This window comes from Acinetobacter sp. IK31, from assembly GCF_035615195.1.
In the GTDB taxonomy this organism is placed as follows: domain Bacteria; phylum Pseudomonadota; class Gammaproteobacteria; order Pseudomonadales; family Moraxellaceae; genus Acinetobacter; species Acinetobacter calcoaceticus_C.
Window position 1 is genome coordinate 78,473 of record NZ_JANBOB010000007.1, and the last position, 19,961, is coordinate 98,433.

18 protein-coding genes and 1 pseudogene are annotated in these 19,961 nt (G+C 35.6%); 14 read left to right on the top strand and 5 right to left on the bottom strand.

Translation table 11 applies throughout. From position 1 onward, the window contains the following. Nucleotides 1–66: 66 nt before the first annotated feature. The 7 genes from tssH (at nucleotide 67) to MSG66_RS04705 (ending at nucleotide 8,896) form a co-directional block, all read left to right on the top strand. The gene (gene tssH / locus MSG66_RS04675) at nucleotides 67–2,748 is read left to right on the top strand and encodes a type VI secretion system ATPase TssH (protein WP_324652629.1); all 2,682 of its coding nucleotides are present in this window, start codon (nucleotides 67–69) and stop codon (nucleotides 2,746–2,748) included. 22 nt (nucleotides 2,749–2,770) lie between these two features. Continuing rightward, a complete protein-coding gene (gene tssA, locus MSG66_RS04680) occupies nucleotides 2,771–3,865 on the top strand; it encodes a type VI secretion system protein TssA (protein WP_262471591.1) in 1,095 nt (364 codons plus the stop codon). Between the two features lie 16 nt (nucleotides 3,866–3,881). Next, complete coding sequence (gene tssK / locus MSG66_RS04685) at nucleotides 3,882–5,246, top strand: type VI secretion system baseplate subunit TssK (RefSeq protein WP_262471592.1); 1,365 nt, start codon at nucleotides 3,882–3,884, stop codon at nucleotides 5,244–5,246. Nucleotides 5,247–5,263: 17 nt separating this feature from the next. After that, the gene (gene icmH / locus MSG66_RS04690; protein WP_324652633.1) at nucleotides 5,264–6,070 is read left to right on the top strand and encodes a type IVB secretion system protein IcmH/DotU; all 807 of its coding nucleotides are present in this window, start codon (nucleotides 5,264–5,266) and stop codon (nucleotides 6,068–6,070) included. A 12-nt stretch (nucleotides 6,071–6,082) separates the two neighbouring features. Further along, nucleotides 6,083–6,709 (top strand): hypothetical protein, encoded by a 627-nt coding sequence (locus MSG66_RS04695; protein WP_324652635.1) that lies wholly within the window; start codon nucleotides 6,083–6,085, stop codon nucleotides 6,707–6,709. Between the two features lie 7 nt (nucleotides 6,710–6,716). Beyond that, nucleotides 6,717–7,670, top strand: a complete 954-nt coding sequence (locus MSG66_RS04700) for a M15 family metallopeptidase (protein WP_197730909.1) — start codon at nucleotides 6,717–6,719, stop codon at nucleotides 7,668–7,670. 77 nt (nucleotides 7,671–7,747) lie between these two features. Then, nucleotides 7,748–8,896 (top strand): winged helix-turn-helix domain-containing protein, encoded by a 1,149-nt coding sequence (locus MSG66_RS04705; protein ID WP_324652637.1) that lies wholly within the window; start codon nucleotides 7,748–7,750, stop codon nucleotides 8,894–8,896. Nucleotides 8,897–8,986: 90 nt separating this feature from the next. Here MSG66_RS04705 and MSG66_RS04710 read toward each other — a convergent pair whose 3' ends face one another. Continuing rightward, nucleotides 8,987–9,442, bottom strand: a complete 456-nt coding sequence (locus MSG66_RS04710; RefSeq protein ID WP_324652639.1) for a GNAT family N-acetyltransferase — start codon at nucleotides 9,440–9,442, stop codon at nucleotides 8,987–8,989. A gap of 111 nt (nucleotides 9,443–9,553) precedes the next feature. Here MSG66_RS04710 and MSG66_RS04715 point away from each other — a divergent pair, with 111 nt between their 5' ends. Then, on the top strand, nucleotides 9,554–11,032 hold the full coding sequence (locus tag MSG66_RS04715) for a PLP-dependent aminotransferase family protein (RefSeq protein WP_324652641.1): 1,479 nt from the start codon (nucleotides 9,554–9,556) through the stop codon (nucleotides 11,030–11,032). Nucleotides 11,033–11,299: 267 nt separating this feature from the next. Here the strand turns inward: MSG66_RS04715 and MSG66_RS04720 are convergent, their stop codons facing one another. Further along, entirely contained in the window at nucleotides 11,300–11,959 is a 660-nt protein-coding gene (locus MSG66_RS04720) for an epoxyqueuosine reductase QueH (RefSeq protein ID WP_324652643.1), read from the bottom strand. A gap of 456 nt (nucleotides 11,960–12,415) precedes the next feature. On the opposite strand from MSG66_RS04720, the gene MSG66_RS04725 reads away from it, so the two are divergent. From MSG66_RS04725 to MSG66_RS04745, 5 genes and pseudogenes are all read left to right on the top strand, one after another. Beyond that, nucleotides 12,416–12,709: a hypothetical protein gene (locus tag MSG66_RS04725; RefSeq protein WP_075431354.1), complete on the top strand. Its 294-nt coding sequence runs from the start codon at nucleotides 12,416–12,418 to the stop codon at nucleotides 12,707–12,709. Nucleotides 12,710–12,907: 198 nt separating this feature from the next. Then, on the top strand, nucleotides 12,908–13,375 hold the full coding sequence (soxR, locus tag MSG66_RS04730; RefSeq protein ID WP_324652645.1) for a redox-sensitive transcriptional activator SoxR: 468 nt from the start codon (nucleotides 12,908–12,910) through the stop codon (nucleotides 13,373–13,375). Between the two features lie 157 nt (nucleotides 13,376–13,532). Beyond that, entirely contained in the window at nucleotides 13,533–13,967 is a 435-nt protein-coding gene (locus MSG66_RS04735) for an I78 family peptidase inhibitor (RefSeq protein WP_042896762.1), read from the top strand. Nucleotides 13,968–14,568: 601 nt separating this feature from the next. Further along, nucleotides 14,569–15,948, top strand: coding sequence for an L-serine ammonia-lyase (locus MSG66_RS04740; RefSeq protein ID WP_324652648.1), 1,380 nt, complete (start codon nucleotides 14,569–14,571; stop codon nucleotides 15,946–15,948). Nucleotides 15,949–15,957: 9 nt separating this feature from the next. Next, nucleotides 15,958–16,184: pseudogene (locus MSG66_RS04745) on the top strand (PaaI family thioesterase); the annotation flags it as partial. 56 nt (nucleotides 16,185–16,240) lie between these two features. Here MSG66_RS04745 and MSG66_RS04750 read toward each other — a convergent pair. The 3 genes from MSG66_RS04750 to MSG66_RS04760 form a co-directional block, all read right to left on the bottom strand. Beyond that, complete coding sequence (locus tag MSG66_RS04750) at nucleotides 16,241–16,663, bottom strand: hypothetical protein (protein ID WP_324652650.1); 423 nt, start codon at nucleotides 16,661–16,663, stop codon at nucleotides 16,241–16,243. A 90-nt stretch (nucleotides 16,664–16,753) separates the two neighbouring features. Next, nucleotides 16,754–17,260: an SMI1/KNR4 family protein gene (locus MSG66_RS04755; protein WP_080026744.1), complete on the bottom strand. Its 507-nt coding sequence runs from the start codon at nucleotides 17,258–17,260 to the stop codon at nucleotides 16,754–16,756. A gap of 64 nt (nucleotides 17,261–17,324) precedes the next feature. After that, nucleotides 17,325–17,906 (bottom strand): histidine phosphatase family protein, encoded by a 582-nt coding sequence (locus MSG66_RS04760; RefSeq protein WP_324652653.1) that lies wholly within the window; start codon nucleotides 17,904–17,906, stop codon nucleotides 17,325–17,327. Between the two features lie 226 nt (nucleotides 17,907–18,132). On the opposite strand from MSG66_RS04760, the gene MSG66_RS04765 reads away from it, so the two are divergent. After that, complete coding sequence (locus MSG66_RS04765) at nucleotides 18,133–19,584, top strand: PIN-like domain-containing protein (protein WP_324652655.1); 1,452 nt, start codon at nucleotides 18,133–18,135, stop codon at nucleotides 19,582–19,584. Nucleotides 19,585–19,961 lie beyond the last annotated feature (377 nt).

The window sequence follows — 19,961 nt, forward strand, 5'->3', positions numbered from 1 at the left end:
CTGAATTTTGTTAATATACAGGCATTATGATTTTAAGCATTAAATTATTTAAAAATATTGAGAGTAATGATGAGTAATTTAAAAATTTTAATTACAAAACTTTCTACAGTTGCGCGTACTGCTTTAGAAAAATCGGCTAATGCTTGTGTTATTCAACAGAATTACGAAATTGAAATTGAACATTTATTTTTAGAGTTACTTAATCAATCTCTAGAAAATGATTTAAAAATTTTATTAAAGAAATATAAAATTTCACCTGAAGCTTTGGCTGATGATTTAAAAGAAACAATTTCGCAATTACCGAAAGGTAATTCTCGAACTCCTATTTTTGCTAAATCTATCGTTCGTTTGTTTGAACAAGCTTGGTTATTGGCTTCCGCTGAGCAAAATCCAGTTATTCGTAGTGGTCACTTATTAGTTGCGTTATTAACTGCACCTGATTTATATCAAATTGCCACTCGAGCTTCGAGTTTATTCGACCTTTTACCAATCGACTCAATGAAACATAAGTTTCTTGAAATTTGTGAGAAGAGTGTTGAACAACAAGATGAAACAAAAACACTTTCGAAAGAAGATGAGCCAGAAGAAGTCGCTACAACAAATACAAAAGTAGTTAAAACTCCTGCGCTTGATCAGTACACGATTAATCTAACTGAAAAAGCTAAACAAGGCAGTATAGATCCAGTTATTGGGCGTGAATATGAAATTCGCTTAATGCTCGATATTTTAATGCGTCGACGCCAAAATAACCCGATCTTAACTGGAGAACCGGGGGTTGGTAAAACAGCAGTGGTCGAAGGTTTGGCTTTAAAAATTGCTCAAGGTTTAGTGCCTAGCGCCTTAAAAAATGTCCATTTACATGTGCTTGATATGGGGCTGTTACAGGCTGGCGCAAGTGTTAAAGGCGAGTTTGAGAACCGTTTAAAACAAGTGATTCAAGAAGTTCAAGCTTCTGCCCATCCTATTATTTTATTTATTGATGAAGCACATACCTTAATTGGTGCAGGTGGGCAAGCAGGGCAAAATGACGCTGCAAATCTTTTAAAACCAGCACTTGCACGTGGTGAATTGCGTACCATTGCTGCAACAACATGGGCGGAATACAAGCAATACTTTGAAAAAGATGCTGCCTTGAGCCGACGTTTTCAAGTGGTAAAAGTAGAAGAGCCAACCGAAGAAGTTGCCGTTGATATGTTACGTGCAATGATTCCTGTGATGCAGCAGCACTTTAATCTACAAATTGATGATGAAGCGATCGTTACTGCGGTTCATTCTTCACATCGATATATTAGTGGTCGCCAACTTCCAGATAAAGCAGTGAGTGTGCTTGATACAGCAGCAGCACGTGTTGCATTAACCCAAAATGCACAACCGGTAAAACTCGATCAGTTAAAAGCACAAGAACATAACTTAAAGCTTGAACAGCAGATTTTAGAAAATGAGCATCGTCAGATTCCAATTCATCATGAACGATTAGAAAATTTAAAAATTAATTTAGAATCTTTGCAAAAAGAAATTGATGAAACCCAAGAGCAGTGGCAAAAAGAATTAGAACTTGTTCATAAAATTCAGAAATTAGAAGCACAAAATCATTCTAATGAATCTGAGGCTTATGATCAGATCAATCTACTGCGTAAGGATCTTGCTGAAATTCAAGGTCAGCAACCATTAGTTTTTGAAAGAGTAAACTCTCAAATCATTAATGAAATTATTTCTGATTGGACTGGTATTCCTGTCGGAAAAATGGTCAATGATGAAATTAAACAGATATTAACGCTTGAAGATAAATTGGGCGAACGTGTAATGGGGCAAGATTATGCACTCACACAACTAGTTCAAGGGATTAAAACTTCAAAAGCAAAACTTGAAGATCCTAATAAGCCACAAGGTGTCTTTCTTTTGGTTGGGCCAAGTGGCGTGGGGAAAACTGAAACTGCATTAACTTTGGCAAATGAATTATATGGTGGTGAGCAGCATTTAATCACGATTAATATGTCGGAATACCAAGAAGCACATACGGTATCTTCACTTAAAGGCGCACCTCCTGGATATGTGGGATATGGTCAAGGTGGTGTTTTAACAGAAGCTGTTCGCCGTAATCCTTATAGTGTTGTGTTGCTTGACGAAATTGAGAAAGCACATAGTGATGTTCAGGAACTGTTTTATCAAGTATTTGATAAAGGCACTTTAGAAGATGGTGAAGGTCGAGTTATTGACTTTAAAAACACCACTATTTTGTTGACTTCAAATGCTGGCTCAAGTGCCATTATGCAAGCGTGCTTAAATACGCCTGTAGAAGAATGGCCAACAGCTGAAGAGTTGATTGACCATTTAAAACCAAGTTTGTACAAGCAATTCAAGCCTGCATTTTTAGGCCGAATGAGAGTTGTGCCGTATTTCCCATTGCACGACGATTTACTCGTACGAATCATTAAACATAAGCTAGGCAAGATCACAGCCAGAATTGAGAAACAATACGGCACACAAGTCCAATATTCTGATGATTTGGTAGAGCTACTCTTAAGCCGTTGCACAGAAGTCGATAGCGGTGCTCGTAACGTTGATAATATTTTAAATTCTACGGTGTTACCTGCATTGGCTACAGAAATTTTGGTGGCTTTAGCAGAGCAAAAATTGCCAAAAATTATCATGATTGATGCTAAAGATGACGAAATTCAATATTTACTAGATCCGGTTGCGAAAGCTGCTAAAAAAAGGACGAGTAAAAAGTTGAAGTCAGAAGTTTAAAATTGAATAGAGCTAAAATTAGATGAATATTAATATTTCTGAACTCCTTGAACCCATTAGTGATAGCTTACCGTGTGGTGACGACTTTTCATTTTCTAATGAATTTCATGAAATAAAAAAAGCGAAGACACAAGATGATCTATTGCTAGATCAAGGTGATTGGGTTGCCGAGCGCAAACAGGCCGATTGGGACTTTGTATCCAATAAAACGAGTGTTTTGCTAAAAGAGAATACAAAAGATATTCGTCTATTAACTTGGCTCTTAGAGGCTTGGAGTCATCTTTATGGTTTTGATGGTATGGCTAAAGGTTTAACCTTAAGTCATACCATGTTGAATCAATATTGGCAGGAAATTCACCCTGTTATCGAAGATGATGACTTAGATCAGCGCATTGGGTTATTACAGGGTTTAATTAATCAACTTCCGATGTTGTTAAAGAAAGTTTCTTTAACCAATACAGCTCCTTATTATAATTTGCTTGATTACGATAATTTTCTATATCACGAAAATGTTCGCCGTAAACAAACTGAAGATTACGATAGTCAGTCGGGGCCATCGGAGTTAGAACAATTCGATCAAGCTATTTTTAATACGTCTAAAACTTTTCAATATTCTAATTATCAAGATTTTAGTTCAGTCTTAACTGAATGGGATGTTCTAAAACAAACCCTTGATCATTTAATGGGACTAGACTCGCCGAGTTTTGGTGCAATTGATTCAGCATTTGAAACCATTCACAGCACATTACGCAAGATTTATAAAGCAGAAGCTTTTGGTACTGGGCTTGCGCCAATCCAAGAGCAGGCGACAGTCATCACGAGCTCATCTATGGAAAATCAAGTGCCTGTACAAGTTGTTTCAGATCAGCCTGCTTTTCAGCCTCAAGCTCAAACACACTTGGCGAATCGTGAGCAAGCAATGAAAGTGCTGCAAGAAATCGCGGATTACTTTCAAGCAAATGAGCCTCATAGCCCTGTGAGTTATATGCTTCAAAAAACCATTAAATGGAGTCAAATGCCGTTACATGAATGGTTAGCACAAGTCATTAAAGATGAGCATCCATTACAAATGGTTCAGGAAATGTTAGGTGTACAACCTAAAAATGAATACGAATAAAGATTGGTAAAGACATATGTTTAAAGCTGAAAAAGTCCTTTGGGGCGAAGGTTTATTTTTAAGACCTCAACATTTCCAAATTCAAGATACCTATCATGAACAACGCCTAAATCATACGGTTCGGGCAGTTGTGCCTTTTTCGTACGGTATTCAAAAGTTGAGTTTTGATGAGTCTCAATTGAGTACGCATATTCTTGCTTTAGAGTCTGTCGAGATGATTTGGCAAGACGGAGAAATTTATCAGGCTCCTGCATATGATTTATTGCCTGAGCCAATTTTATTGGATGATCTTAATTTACGTGGTGAAATGTTAATTTATTTAGCATTACCATTATTACAGGCAAATAAGCAAAACCTCATTGATCAAAACCAAGCGCAAAAGGGCAGATATCAATCTCATCTGGTCGAGACACATGATTTATTTACTAATGCTACCGAAGCAGATATTAGTTTGCTACGCCGCCGTGCTGTTTTTAAATTACTAGATCTACATAGTAATCCAGACCATAATTTAGATGGCTTTTTATATTTGCCTATTGGAAAAATTAAGCGTCAAAGTTCAGGTGCTTTTGAAATTGACCGAAAGTTTATTCCGCCAATTTTGCATGTAGATGCATCTGAAACACTCATTTCAAATTTAAAAAGAACACTGAACGTTATTAAGGCAAAAATTAAGACGATTCAAACCAATAACAGAGAAAATGAACAGAAATTAATTGAATTTCGTTCAGGTGATATTGTTTCATTCTGGTTAGTGAATGCATTAAATACAGCTCATGCGGGGCTTAATCATTTTGTGCAATATCCACAAATTCATCCAGAGCGTTTGTTTTTTGAATTATTGCGTTTAGCAGGTTCATTATTAACTTTCTCGACGGCCTATGATGTCGATCAATTACCTGCCTATAAACACCATAATTTACAAGAAAGTTTTTCGCAGTTAGACACAATTTTGCGTGATTTACTCGATACGATTATTTCGAGTCGTTACATCAGCATCGCACTTAAAGAAATCCGTCCTTCATATTGGGTGGGAAGTCTTGAGACCGATAAGATTACTCGAGACACTCGACTTTATATTGCAGTATCAAGTAGTGCAATGCAGACACATGAGTTGATCCAGATTGTACCTTTACGATTCAAGGTTGGTAGCACTTTAGATGTAGAGCAACGTGTGGTTGCTGCATTGCCTGCAATTCCATTGCATCACTTAATTCAAGTTCCAACTGCTATTCCTGTGCGCTCTGGTGTGAGCTATTTTGAAATTGAACCACATCATGAATTATATCAGCGCATGTTAGATTCAGAGACGATTTGTATTTATGTTCCGGCTGGTTTCCAAGATATCAGTATTGAATTGATTGCGGTTATGAACGCTTAACGGTAAAGGAGAGAAAAATGTCACAATCCACAGGTGCTCCTTCTTTATTTGATGATGGGCAAATTGGAACAGGTGGGAGCAATAATAGCCAGTCTCAAACAAAATTACAGGCAATCAATCTTATTGATTTATTGCATGATGGCTTTTATTTGGTTTTCTTAATTCGAAATCAGTATGTGCCAGCAGATGCGCAGCAGTTTCGTGAAAAAATCTTAAATTTACTTAATCAATTTGAGCAACAAGCCAAAAAGTTGCAATTTTCAGCTGATGATATTCATGATTCTAAATATGCATTTTGTGCTTTGATTGATGAAACGATTGTAACGCAACAAGACCCAAGCTATTTTAATTTACAAAATGCTTGGTTGATTAGCCCATTACAATTGAGCTTGTTTGGTTCTCAATTAGCGGGCTATCGCTTCTTTGAAATTTTGGAGCAATTACGTAGCCGTGGAAAAGAACGTCTAGCTGCTTTAGAAGTATTTCATTACTGCCTTTTATTAGGTTTTCAGGGCAAGTACCGAATCGAGTCTACAGAAAGTCTCAACCATTTAGTATCACGAGTGGGTGACGAAATTGACTATTTGAAAGGAAAAAAGGTTGCATTTTCGCCGTTCTCGGCAATTCCTGATCAGATACGAAATATTATCCATCGCGAAGTACCTTTCTTCTGGATTTTGATTTTTTTATTGATTTTTGCATTTCTTACCTTTGCAGGGCTAAGATTTATGCTGAATAATCAAAATGATAAAGCATTATCTAATTATCAAAATGTGATTTCTGCTCCTCAAGAGCAAGCACATATTACAATTTATTTACCTTGATGATGGTACGAAATGGCTCAGGAAAAACCAACTTCTATTCGAGTTTTACAGCCGAATAAAAAAAAGCCGAAATCACCAATACTTTATATTGTCATTGGTGTTATTGCCGGGGTGTTCGTAAGCATCTCGCTATTCCTGTTCTTGTCTCAACCGTATTCGTCAGAATCAACTGCAATTGAGAATAAATCAACAGAAGAACAGATTTTAAATCAAGAGACTGCTGATTCTGCTGATGAACAAAATCAGGTTGCCGTAAGTCAAGACAACGAAACAGATTCAATGAGCCGAGATGGTTTTGAACAACCTAAAGATAATGAATTAAGTAGTATCTTTAAACCTGTTCCGCATAAGTCCGCTACTACTAATGAACAGCGAGTTTCTCCGTTCGATGAACAGCTCACGGGTGAAAAGAAAGTTCAGCCTGCGCCTCAACTACAAACCGGGACAATACCTAAAACGGCCCAAGCGAAAGTGCAGCCTACTCAACAAAAACCAGTGAGTAAACCGCAACAGCAACAAGTGGCACAGGTTAAACCTGTTGTTGAGAATAAAGCTCCAGCCGAACAAGAAGCTGAGGTTGAACCACCTAAGGCATCGGTAGATATTAAAATTACACGAAGTCCTTTTGCCGTGAATTAATGAACTGATGATGATTTTTCTCATTTTCTTTTGCTTTACATGCTTGGCAATTGGTTTAGCGTTTTTAATGTCTTATGAGCTAAGGAGTAGAAGCAAAGATTTTGTTTTGTCATTACTGCCACAAGGTCGTAAGCAGCTTAATCAAGTTAGACAATTTGCTCAAACCATGAATCAGGCAGCTGCGCCTGAAAAGCTACAATCCCATTGGCATTTACAACAGTGGTGGATTGTCATTGCAGGCTTTTTCTTGTTTGCCAGTATTTTAGTGTTTGCTTTCACTCGACCTATTAGCTCAACTCGAATTGAAGCTGAATATCTCAAAAAAACAGATCCTCAAATTTATGCACTTTTGAATGGTGAAATATTATCACCACCACCAGAAGTGGATGAAAGCCTAATTGAAGCTGCGATTGTAGAGGCCACACAATTAGAGCAACAATATTCTGCTCAAAGTAGTGGCGCTATTAATTCTTCACCTATTGATAATTCGAGTTTCGATGGGCGAGCTATTTTAGATACAAGTTTAGTAGATCGTAAATGGAACAAAATGAACCCACGCTATAAGCAGCGTTTACTCATGGTTTTTAAAATTATGAAAGAACAATATGGCTATGAGTTGGTTCTATTGGAGGGGTATCGTAGTCCTGTTCGTCAGAATATGCTGGCGGGTAATCCGAATACGACCAGAGCAAAAGGGTATCAGAGTTATCATCAATTTGGTTTGGCGGCAGATATAGCCTTTAAGCGAAATGGAAAAGTGGTTATTTCTGAAAGAGACCCTTGGGCTATGCAAGGTTATCGTTTATATGGACAAGTTGCTGAATCGGTTGGTCTCACGTGGGGCGGACGTTGGAAATCTATCCAAGATTATGGACATACTGAGTTCCGCATGCCGGGATTAAGAAAAACTCAAGAAATGGCAGAAAAACTCATTGCCGAAAGTTTGAATGATATAAATTAAAAAGAGAAAAATATGTTTACAGAACCTAAAATACAGGACATTAAAATTGATTCAGTGATTAGCCAATTGAGCTTTCTATGACTTCATCTTTAAAACGGTTGGCTCTATTTAATCAAGGCTTAGGAAAGATTAGTCCGTTTGCAAAAGGTGTGGAGGGGATTTTACAGGCTATTGAACATTTGGGTTATGTGCAGATTGATACCATATCGGTCGTTGAGCGCGCTCATCACCATATATTATGGAATCGAGTGCCTGATTATGATTTAAGTCATTTAAATAACTTGGTTCGAGAGCGCCAGATTTTTGAATATTGGTATCATGCGGCGTCTTATCTACCAATGAAAGATTACCGTTATGCGCTGCCTGCCATGATGTCGGTTAGAAAGGGAGAAAGCCGTTATTTCAATAGAGGTGATCAACATCTCATGAATGAAATCTTAGCCCGCGTTCGTGCAGAGGGTCGAATTCGATTACGAGATATTGATAAGAATAATAAAAATAATTCGGGTGGTTGGTGGAATACAGGTCCTGGTCGCCGTGCTTTTGAGCAGTTATACATGCAGGGTGACCTGATGATTTGTGAACGTAACGGAATGGAAAAAGTCTATGATTTGACCGAACGTTGCTTACCTGAAAATATTGATTTAAGTATGCCTACGCTTCATGAATATGCGCAGTATTTATTTAATACAACGCTTCGAGCACATGGCGCATTTACATGGAAACAATTGGTTCATTTAAAAGGAAAAGATTTAAAAGAAACTATGCGTTTAGTGCTTAATGAGCAGGTTGATGCGGGTGTAGTGTCAGCAATTAAACTTGTTGATGGGCAAACTCTATATGTCGATGTAGCTGCAATAGAACAAAAAGTGAATACTGATTTTGGCTTAAAAATACTTTCACCGTTTGATAACTCGCTGATTCATCGTGATCGCTTAACATCTTTATTTGAATTTGATTATCGGATCGAATGTTATGTACCAGCAGCCAAACGGGTATTTGGTTATTTTTGCTTACCTATTCTTTATCAAGATGAGCTAGTGGGCCGCATAGATTGCAAAGCACATCGGACGGTAAAAGAGCTAGAGGTGATTAGTCTACATCTAGAAAAAACAATCAAAGATGAAGAGCTTTTCTTTTTCGAATTAGAGCAAGAGCTCAAGCGTTTTGCAGAGTTTAATCAATGCACCATCATTAATGACAAAGTCATCAAGCTCATTCGCTAAGGTGTAAGTAGGGAACTATTGGAGTTTCAAATAAAATATATTTAAGATAAAACACCAAAAGAATTAAAGCTTTTGGTGTTTTCAATTGGTCTAGATTAAAGACATGCGGTATTCAATTATTCCTGGTTTTTGTGCAATCCAGTCATAGAGTTTTTGAGCCGTGTGATTGGTTTCTTGCGTGTGCCAATATAAACGATCACAGTTTTGCTCAATGGCCTGCTTTTGTACATATTCAATGAGTTGCTTACCAATGTGTTGACCACGGACTTCAGGTGAAACATAGAGGTCTTCTAAATAACAATAATTATTCTCTGCCCATGTTGAGCGATGAATAACATAATGCACAATTCCTAAAACTTGTTCGCCTTGTTTGGCAACAGCACAATAAACGGGCTCATTTTTATTGAAAAAGCGTTCCCAAGTCACTTTTGTGACATGAAGAGGTAAATTTACCTGATAGAAATTTTGATAGGCAAGCCAATATTTCTCCCACTGTGAATAGTCCTGCTGCTGAACAGGGACAATCTGAATATCTTGATTTTGCATAATAATTACACTCAGTTTTAAAGTTTTAGAAAGTTGAGAACTAGAGTGTAGTTTTGATAGTGGTATTTTTATAAGATACACTTTCAATATCTTTCACAGTACCAGTTTGTTATGGCAATTTCGATTTCTGCATCTTTTCCACATTTGATTTTGCCAAAGGGCCAGATTAAAGATGAGCTATATTCGGCTCTGCGTGATGCTATTTTAGATGGAAGACTGAGTGCTGGAACAAAATTACCCTCAAGTCGTGCCTTGGCAGAAATGATGTCGATTTCACGAAACTCTGTATTAGCTGCGCTTGAACGCTTACTCGATGAAGGGTATTTATTTACTAAACCGAGTTCAGGTACTTATGTTGCTGAGGTTGTGCCAGATCAGTTAATACATATCCAAGAAAATTCAAAAAAAACTACGCTAACCAATCATCATTCTTTAAATATTAATCCGAATCTTGAGGGATTATTAACTTCATGGCGAGAACAGTCATGGTCAAGTCAAAAGAAAAAAATGTTCCATGTGGGAGTGGGTTGTATTGATTTATTTCCTCATCAGCTTTGGGGAAAATTATTAACACAAGCTTGGCGACAGTCGTATTACCAGCTGGGTCAATTTCACGACCCACGGGGCTATTTACCATTACGTCAGGCAATCTGTGAATATATCCGCTCAACCCGAGGTCTAAACTGCAACGAAGAGCAAATCATTATTGTAAATGGGACGCAGCAGGCAATTCATTTGACTGCATATGCCTTACTTCAAGCACATGATCAGGTGTGCCTAGATGAACCTGGTTATGACGCAGCATTTAATATTTTTCGAAGTTTTGGTGCTCAGGTCAATTTAATTGAAAGTGATGAAGAGGGAATGCAAATTTCAAACATTATTCATCATTATTCAAAAAGCAAACTTGTTTATACAGCACCTTCACATCAGTTTCCTGTCGGAGGAACTTTAAGCCTAGCTCGCCGTTTTTCGTTACTCGATTGGGCATCCCAACAAGAGAAATGGATTTTTGAAGATGATTATAATAGTGAGTTTCGTTATGGCACACATCCCATTCAGGCTCTTCAGGGTTTAGATCAGCAACAAAGAGTTATTTACTCTGGTACTTTTACCAAAATGATGTTTCCTGAGTTTCGGTTAGGATTTATGGTTGTGCCTGAAGCATTAATCGAAACTTTTAGTGCTGCTAAATACTACACTGACGTACGAAGTTCTTATTTAGAACAGGTGGCTTTGTCGCTATTTATACAAAAAGGGCACTATGCTCGGCATGTGCGTAAAGTTAGAAAAGCATGCTATGAGCGCCAACAAGCATTAATTAAAGCTATTGATGAGCATCTCTCGGAGGAACTCGACGTCCAACCCACCGATTCAGGTATTCATGCGGTGTGCTGGTTAAAAGGTGCGTGGACAGAGCAAGAATTTATTGACCAGTGTACAGCTTTAAACTTGGCTGTTCAGCCGTTATCAAGATATTGTCAAATGCCAAACAAGAAGGCCGCTGTACTTATTGGCTATGCAGCCCACACACCTAATGAAATTATTGAAAACATTCAAAAAATTGCACAATATTTAAAAGCTAAATAATAGCCTAAGTTACGTTATGTAGATAAATTTAATCGTTATTCAAATACTTAAATGCAAATTTTATGACGATCAATTGGTTATATGAAACTAGAGATGTTATTAAGATTTTTATAAAATTAATTTTATTTTAAGCTAACACAATTAATCTAATTACATCAAAGCTTATTTAGTACACCTTTTAGCCACATTCTCCAGATGTGGCTCTTTTTTTATAAAAAATAAATATAGCTAAGAACAAATTAATTAATTTTTTAATAGAAGTAAAAATTAATCTTCTTCCATCGCATTACTGTAAAACTTAACGCCTAGTTTAATACGATCACGCCCATTACCCATACGCCAGCGGTTAGTATCTCGTAAAGAATATACACAGCCACAATATTCTTGCTGATAAAACTCTTCTCGTTTACTGATTTCAATCATGCGGCTTGAGCCACCATTTTTACGCCAGTTGTAATCCCAGTACTGAATTTCAGGATAGTGAGCAGCAGCACGAATTCCGCAGTCATTGATTTGCGCCATATTTTTCCAACGAGAAATTCCTAGCGAACTACTGATGAGACTAAAGCCGTGTTCATGTGCGTAAAGGGCAGTTCGTTCAAATCGCATATCGAAACACATGGTACAACGGATACCGCGTTCGGGTTCATCTTCCATCCCTTTTGCTCGAGCAAACCAATTGTCAGTGTCATAGTCTGCATCGATAAATGGAATATTATGCTTTTCTGCAAAACGAATATTTTCTTCTTTACGGATTAGATATTCTTTTACTGGATGAATATTAGGATTATAAAAAAATATTGAATATTTAATTTCTGAGTCAATTAATGCTTCCATAACTTCTCCTGAACAAGGAGCGCAACAAGAGTGAAGTAATAATTGATCGTGTCCAGAAGGGAGTTCTAATTTTAAACGTTGAGTTGACATAATAAAAAAATTAAATTGTAATACTCTTAATTATATATTTGTTTTTTATATAATGTGAAATGAATTATTTTCAATTTTGCTGTGAAATTAATTTAATATTTAAAAATATTCTATTTCCGTATTTAGTGCTAAGTTAAATATAATGAAATAAATGTGGTGTTAAATATTAAAATTAGTTCTATAATTAAACTTAAAGTTATTGCTAAATATACTATATAATTAAATAAATTATGTATAGATTTTATATATTTAAAAATAATAAACCTTAAGTGTTTTTTGATAAGTGATTGATGTATCTAAATATAATTTGAAATTTTTGGGGTTTTTATTGTGATATGTGTCACAAATAAACCTTATTTTTTCAATTAAAATATTTCTTTAGATTTATATCTTTAATAAATTTATACTATAAAATTCAGTGTGTTTTTTTAATTTAAGCGTGTGATAATTTGAGATATGGAAGATTGGCAATGTAAGTATTGTAATGGTTACATTATGGTTAATCATTCAAAGATTGATGTAGGAGAAAAAGTTTACTTTTTGGTATATAAATTTGACGCAAAGAATGAAAGGAAAAAATTATATAAAAAGGGAGTTGTAGTTGCCCGTTACGATAATATATTACACATTGAGTCACGTAAAAAAACGTATAAGATCGAGCAGATAAAAGTCTATCCATTAGGTGCCCCAATGCCTTTTGTTTACAACATGTTTTGGATTTGTGGGTGTCCGTGTACTCTACAAAACTAAATTCTTAAATTTAACTGACAGCAAACTATTTTATAGATTGAACTGAGTTAATCATCACATCCATTTTTGTTATCATTTTTTATAGATAAGACCTATAACTTTAGGAAAGTGGTTCATAGTCTATAAGAAAATATCTGTGTTTTATTTGACAAAATAAAAGTGTGCTCTTATAAACCTCGAGTAAAGTTGAGGTCAATCATGATGAATGGAAATAAAAAAGCTGACCCTAGTCGAGTTTTGACCGTAGGTGAAGTTGCAAAAAGGAGTGGAGTTCCTGTTTCGACCCTACATTTTTATGAAGCGAAAGGGCTTATAAAAAGTATAAGAACAAATGGTAATCAACGTCGGTATCCTTTAATTATTTTAAGATATATTGCGATTATTAAAGTCGCTCAAAGGGTGGGTATTCCTTTAAATGAAATTAAAGAAGCTTTAAGTCAATATCCTGTGGGCAGTAAATTAACCGCTAAGCAATGGAAAGATTTATCAAGTCATTGGCGAGAAAGTCTGGATGATCGAATTCAAAAATTAACTCGCTTAAGAGATGAAATGGACTGGTGTATTGGTTGTGGCTGTTTATCATTAGAGCAATGCCCCTTAAGAAATCCTGAAGATATTTTAGGACAAGATGGATCTGGCCCCCGAATTTTAGAAAGACCTGAATAGAATATTAAAAAATGACTTTTATTTGGGAATATCTTAATTTCCAATACATTAAATTTATTTTGCTTGAACATTCAAGTAAGTTTTTTATTGTAAAGAAGTGATATGAAATATGAAATTTTTTGATATCTTTAGCTTTTTTACTAAGAAGCAAAAAATTATGAAAAAAATTCTCTTTCTTGGCTTGGCACTTGTTTCGTTAACGGCTTGCTCGTCTGTACAACATAAAGATCTAACTCCACCAAAAATTGGTTCACCAAATCCAGCTAGTCAATATTGTGTTGAAAAAGGTGGGAAATTAGAAATTAGAAATGAAGCAAATGGTCAGGTGGGCTACTGTCATTTACCAAATGGCCAAGTCGTTGAAGAATGGAAATTATTCCGTGACAATCAAGCGAACTGCGTAGCAGAAGAAGCTCAAAAATTAGTGGGGCAATCTGGCCTTACTGATGATCAAATTAAACAAAAGACTCAATCAGAAATTGTGCGTAAAGTTGCTCCGGGTCAACCAATGACTATGGATTATCGTACAAACCGAGTTACAGTCACCATTGATCCAGCTTCTAAAAAAATTACTAATGCAACATGTGGCTAATTTTTTAATTTAAATTTGCCAGTTCAACTTGAAATCAAAGCCTGCTGAAATGCGGGCTTTTTACGACTTTAATTTTTAGAAGAATGAATGACGGGATATTCTTTTTGTTGGGGCAGTTGCTGTAAAGCGTGATTAATTTTTCTTCTCTTTCATTATTTCTATAAATTTAATATATCAGGCTTTAAATCAATAATAAAAAAAGCCCCTAGCGGACTAGAGGCTGAAAAACATCAGATGCGGTAACAGGTGAATTATGCATCTGAGTTAAGTAGGTTGTATCAAACCATGTAAAATACTTTACCAGCAAAAATGAATAAAAATAGTGAGGTGCGACTAATGGCTAATATTTGTGGTTTTTTATTTATACAAATTGGCGAGCTTATTTAAAGACTCGTTCTACAACACCCATTAAGCGATAAAAGCTCCACAATTTATATTTTTGACTAAACCGATTGATGTTGATTGTTCAACCGTTGTCTTTTTGTGCGACTACCCGTAGTTATTCGTGATTTGTTCCAGACTTAATGATAATTTTAATGTTATCCGAAAGGACACAATAACGACGAACATACGAATAATAATGAATTGAAGGTAGGACCCCGTGTTTATAAGTGTATTTGATCTTTTTAAAATTGGCATCGGCCCCTCTAGCTCCCATACAGTTGGACCAATGCGTGCGGCATACAGTTTTGTGGATGATTTATTGAAGCAAGATGATCTACAAAAGACGGTTAGAATTCAGATTAAGTTATATGGTTCACTTGCAGCCACTGGTGTCGGTCATGCAACAGACAAAGCTATTCTTTTAGGATTAATGGGTTTTGATCCTGAACATATTGATACCCAATCAAGTGCGAGCTTCATTGAAGATGTGCTTGAAAATAAAATAATTAAACTCAATCAGCAACAGAGTATTTCTTTTGACTATAAGTCTGATGTGCTTTTTTTAGATGAATCTCTGCCTTATCACCCCAATGCAATGGAACTAATTGCGTATAACGAAGTTAAAGAAATTTTATATGCCGAAACTTACTATTCAGTTGGTGGCGGTTTTATTGTTAGCCAAAGACAATTAACACACACCGAAACTGAAACTAATGAAGTTAAGGTTCCATATCCATTTTATAGTGCGGCTGAACTCTTAAGCTTATGTAAAACTCATCATTTATCGATCAGTGAGTTAATGCTTGAAAATGAGAAAAGTTGGCGTAGTGAAAGTGAGATTCGCGCCAAGATTATGGATATCTGGAAGGTGATGCAGCAATGTATTCATAATGGGCTGATCAATGAAGGAATATTACCAGGCGGTTTAAATGTAAAACGTCGAGCTAAAAAAATTCATCAAAAGTTATTAGACAACAAAAATACTAACCTGATTGTGACCACGTTTCATGCAATGGAATGGGTTAATTTATTTGCCTTAGCGGTAAATGAAGAAAATGCTGCTGGTGGTCGAGTCGTGACTGCTCCGACAAATGGCGCAGCAGGTATTATTCCGGCAGTTTTATATTATTACGTGACTTTTTCTAAAGACTTTTCCGAAGATAAAGTCGTTCGCTTTTTTCTAAGTGCGGCAGCAGTCGGCATTTTATGTAAGCTCAATGCGTCTATTTCGGGGGCTGAAGTTGGATGTCAGGGAGAAGTCGGCTCAGCATGTGCAATGGCTTCGGCAGGGTTAGCTGAAATTTTAGGTGCATCACCTGAACAAGTGGAACATGCGGCAGAAATTGGCCTTGAACATAATTTGGGCTTAACGTGTGACCCGATTGGTGGGCTGGTTCAGGTACCTTGTATTGAACGAAATGCAATTGCGGCTGTAAAAGCCATTAATGCAGCACAAATGGCACTTCATGACGACGATGAACATTTTGTGTCTTTAGACAAAGTGATTCAGACCATGAAAGAAACAGGCAAGGACATGTCATATAAATACAAAGAAACCTCAAAAGGTGGACTCGCCGTTAACGCAATTGAGTGCTAAAAAAGTGAGATGGGGAGGAGGTGGCTCTTATTAGGCGTTCAAGTACTGCATCGTAGTTTTGAGGAAGCACGTTGTCAGCTTAATGTGAAAGGTGAACACATGAATGCATTGGGCGGTGTGCATGGTGGGGTCATATTTTCTTTAGCCGATATTCTTCTGCGATGGCTTGTAATGCAGGGGATGCGCCATATACAGGCCTACAGGCTGATATTCGTTATATGCGCGGCGTTAAAGATAATCAGAAAAGTTAGCTGGATTTTAGCCCAAACACATTTATGAAATTTAAAGACAATTACCCAGTACAAAACCAACGATCGAAGTTTCCATCTTTATCATAAATTTTGTGAGCTAATGCATAAGAGCACTGTATTAAGAAGTACCATCCTATATAGTTATTTTCCTCATCCATCTTATTGATAGCATCACTGCCGATCCAGACTTGCTTTAACTGCTTAATTTGTTCTTCTGCTGATCCAGTTAGCAATTCTCCATCTCTAGATGGGTCTTCAAAGTTCAAATTATAAAATAGAGAAATATCACCAGTGTCTAACAAACTTTTTAAAGCCATGAAGAATGCTGTATCTTGGTCATATTCGAGCATAATCGTTGGGTAAATTTCTTTGAGAAAGTTACCCGATAAATAGAATAAATCATCTAAACCTTCTTTAAACTCATACTCATGAAAGGTTTTTAGAATTAATTCTAGTTGATTCATTAAAATTTATGCTCCGTATCTAAACAGCCTATCATCCGTAGACTGCTTTTATTTTTTCTAATACGCCAATTATATTAATATGTATATTTATTACCGAATCATATCTTCTATCCAAGTCTTAAAATTAGGATAAGAACTTTGAGCATCATTTAAAATTTCAGTAACTGATCTAGAATGAGATTTAGAATTCTGTTTTGCAAAAGTCAGAAAATCATTATTAATTTGAGTGTTAGCTTCAGGATATTCGATAGATTCAAATGGACCATGATTCTGTGATAACAACCAAAGATAATCATTAAAATCTTTTGCTACTACTCCCATTTCTCCTTCTGATCCTAAAAATACAATTGGTTGATCTAATATATCTTTGTCTTTATTAACTATCCAAAAAGCAGCACACCCACCTGTACCGTCTTGGCCAAAAAATAATAATGTACTAGCATCAGCTTGAGGGTTTCCAGTCCAAGCTTTTAACCATTCAGCTATTTCTTCGGGTGATAAGAAATCTTGGTATGGTTCAAAATCAATGCCATCTCCATCAGCATAATCAAAATCTAGTTGGTGTAACTTCTTAAGTAAATCTGGAAATTGAGTCATAAGTTCTCTATTCATTATTTTAAAGAGTTTCTAAAATTATATGCCTTATACGAAATTTATCAGTTCAATAAGTAAAAACCTGAGTATTTCTAACTGGCTGATAGACCAGATTGTATCTAAATTGCCGCATTAAATCTTTTGAAATTGGTTGAGGTTGTTGTATTTGCATCATCAAAAGCTGTAAAAACTGTCCATGACTAAACACAGCCAAATTCTTTTGGGCATAATTTTCAGTCAATGCCTTTAACTTCTCATGGAAAGCTTGAACCCGCGCATACAGATCTTCAAAAGATTCTGCATCATCGGCATCTTTGTGCTGATAATCCATTTTCTCCCAATATGCATTTACCCAAGCTTTACGGTCATCCATATTGGTATTGGCACATTTACGCTCAGACAAATAGCTAAATTCATGCAAATGCTCATCTACTTCAAAAGTGAGATTATATTTTTCTAAGAGTGGAAGGGCGGTTTGATGTGTACGCAAATATTGAGACACAATCATATGGTCAATCTCTGGCAGTTTTAAACAGAGTTCTTTAGCTTGTTTATGCCCATGTTCATTTAAAGCAATTAAAGCATGCGAAAGGGTTTTTCTATTAATGTTGGCTTCACTTTCAGCATGGCGGATCAGAAAAATACTCATATTAATTCCGTTGAACTCTTTAGATCGAGATCTCACGTAAAGATTGTCTGGATTTTTTTCGGCTATGTGCAATATAAACTAATAGTAAGCAGAATAAGACGAAAAGCAAGTGGATTAATTATTTAAAAATATCTTTAAATTTAAAAGCTAAAATCTTGAAAAACGCTAATTTTTTTATTTATTAATAGGTATAATTAAAAAATTATAATTTTACTTATGATATAAAATGCAAAATAAATTTTCCTGTTTTTATCATCCAACTGAAAATATTGAATTGAAAAATATTTGGAAAGATCCTCAGACAGTTTTTATTTTTGATACTAATGTTTTATTAAGTCTATACTCTTTTCAGCCAGAAGGTCGTAAAGACTTTTTTAAAATCTTATCTAAGATAGAAAGTCGTATATGGATTCCTTTCCATGTTGGGTTAGAGTTTCAAAAAAACAGACTAAATGTTATAAAAAAAAGAAGAAATTCCTTCAATGACTTAAATAAAGAGATTGATAAACTAATAGATACAATAAAATTTGATAAAAAGCCTTTTAGTACAATCTCAAATGTTTTTTCATTAAAAAAGAATTATCAGCCAGTTCAAGAAAAGCTAGATACAACTTTATCTGAAATAAGTAGATTGTTTAAAGAGTTAGACAACACTTTAAAATTTCATCTTAAAGAAATTAAAGATGAAGTTAAAGCTTTAGATAAAGATAGAATTTTTATTAATTCCGATGATTTTATTCGAAAAGAAATCGATAAATTAATTGATGAAAAAAAAGTAGGTTCTAATACATTTGATACACAGGAAAAATTAGAAAATTTATATAAAGAGGGAGAGCGACGTTATGAGAATGGTATCCCTCCTGGTTATAAAGATATATCAAAAGAAGAGGAAGAATTTTTCTTTGATGGATTGAATTATAAAAGAAAATTTGGGGATCTAATTATTTTTAAACAAATAATTGAATTTTCTAAGGAAAAAAATATTAAAAATATTATTTTTGTTTCAGAAGATGTAAAAGAAGACTGGCGAAGTATAGAAGAATTTGAGGGCACTAAAATTTTAGGGGCAAGGCCCGAATTAAAAAGAGAACTTAATAAGGAAGCTTCTGTTGAAAATTTTTTAATCTATCAAATAGAAGAGTTCATGCAAAAAACTAATGACTATTTAGATATAAAAATTGAATTAGATACATTAAAGAGTATCAAACTTTCTTTGGAAGAAGAGAAAAGAATGTATGACGAGCATTTAAGAACTCAACGCATGAATATAGAACAACTTAAAGCTCAAGAAGCATTAAGAGACCATGTTGCAGCTCAACGAATTGTTGGAAGAGAATATGAAGCATTGAGAGATCATATTGCAGCTCAGCAAATGGTTGGAAGCCAGTTAAAAGAACATGAAACATTGATGAGAGGCCATGTTGCAGCTCAACAAATGATTGGAAAAGAATATGAAGCATTGAGAGATTATATTGCAGCTCAGCAAATGGTTGGAAGCCAGTTAAAAGAACATGAAACATTGATGAGAGGTCATTTTGCAGCTCAACGAATTGTTGGAAGAGAATATGAAGCATTGAGAGATCATATTGCAGCTCAGCAAGCACTTGAAGATCAGATTAAAGCTCAAAGAAAATATGAGGAAAATTTTTTCAATGAAGAAGATTTAGATCATGAGTAATTTTGAATTATCTAAAACTACTCCAAAAACAGCCTCCCAAGGCTGTTTTTAGTTCTCCTTCTACAACCCCCACTTAACAATAACGCCTTCATTATTTAGCCTTACTTTTTTAATGATTTAATTTAAAGCAAATGGCATTTTGTGTGCTTGACTGCAATAAATGTGAAGCTTATCCTTTGCCTGCTGGCCTACATTGCCAGACGGTCGTCGCGGACCGTGATGAAAGATCACATCAGAGTTATTCCGTCTGAGGAATAGTCTTATGTGAAAACTCCTCGTCTCCTCCCGTAGCGGTAGGACGGGAGAGGGACACCTTCGGGTGTGCTGGTTTATCTTTCCCAGTCCGCGAACCCTTTCTCGTTCTGCCACCATAATTC

What these genes read in the sequence shown, in the direction of transcription:
- tssH (WP_324652629.1), top strand. Translation starts at nt 67, where the DNA reads ATGATGAGTAATTTAAAAATTTTAATTACAAAACTTTCTACAGTTGCG.
- tssA (WP_262471591.1), top strand. Translation starts at nt 2,771, where the DNA reads ATGAATATTAATATTTCTGAACTCCTTGAACCCATTAGTGATAGCTTA.
- tssK (WP_262471592.1), top strand. Translation starts at nt 3,882, where the DNA reads ATGTTTAAAGCTGAAAAAGTCCTTTGGGGCGAAGGTTTATTTTTAAGA.
- icmH (WP_324652633.1), top strand. Translation starts at nt 5,264, where the DNA reads ATGTCACAATCCACAGGTGCTCCTTCTTTATTTGATGATGGGCAAATT.
- MSG66_RS04695 (WP_324652635.1), top strand. Translation starts at nt 6,083, where the DNA reads ATGGCTCAGGAAAAACCAACTTCTATTCGAGTTTTACAGCCGAATAAA.
- MSG66_RS04700 (WP_197730909.1), top strand. Translation starts at nt 6,717, where the DNA reads ATGATGATTTTTCTCATTTTCTTTTGCTTTACATGCTTGGCAATTGGT.
- MSG66_RS04705 (WP_324652637.1), top strand. Translation starts at nt 7,748, where the DNA reads ATGACTTCATCTTTAAAACGGTTGGCTCTATTTAATCAAGGCTTAGGA.
- MSG66_RS04710 (WP_324652639.1), bottom strand. Translation starts at nt 9,442, where the DNA reads ATGCAAAATCAAGATATTCAGATTGTCCCTGTTCAGCAGCAGGACTAT.
- MSG66_RS04715 (WP_324652641.1), top strand. Translation starts at nt 9,554, where the DNA reads ATGGCAATTTCGATTTCTGCATCTTTTCCACATTTGATTTTGCCAAAG.
- MSG66_RS04720 (WP_324652643.1), bottom strand. Translation starts at nt 11,959, where the DNA reads ATGTCAACTCAACGTTTAAAATTAGAACTCCCTTCTGGACACGATCAA.
- MSG66_RS04725 (WP_075431354.1), top strand. Translation starts at nt 12,416, where the DNA reads ATGGAAGATTGGCAATGTAAGTATTGTAATGGTTACATTATGGTTAAT.
- soxR (WP_324652645.1), top strand. Translation starts at nt 12,908, where the DNA reads ATGATGAATGGAAATAAAAAAGCTGACCCTAGTCGAGTTTTGACCGTA.
- MSG66_RS04735 (WP_042896762.1), top strand. Translation starts at nt 13,533, where the DNA reads ATGAAAAAAATTCTCTTTCTTGGCTTGGCACTTGTTTCGTTAACGGCT.
- MSG66_RS04750 (WP_324652650.1), bottom strand. Translation starts at nt 16,663, where the DNA reads ATGAATCAACTAGAATTAATTCTAAAAACCTTTCATGAGTATGAGTTT.
- MSG66_RS04755 (WP_080026744.1), bottom strand. Translation starts at nt 17,260, where the DNA reads ATGACTCAATTTCCAGATTTACTTAAGAAGTTACACCAACTAGATTTT.
- MSG66_RS04760 (WP_324652653.1), bottom strand. Translation starts at nt 17,906, where the DNA reads ATGAGTATTTTTCTGATCCGCCATGCTGAAAGTGAAGCCAACATTAAT.
- MSG66_RS04765 (WP_324652655.1), top strand. Translation starts at nt 18,133, where the DNA reads ATGCAAAATAAATTTTCCTGTTTTTATCATCCAACTGAAAATATTGAA.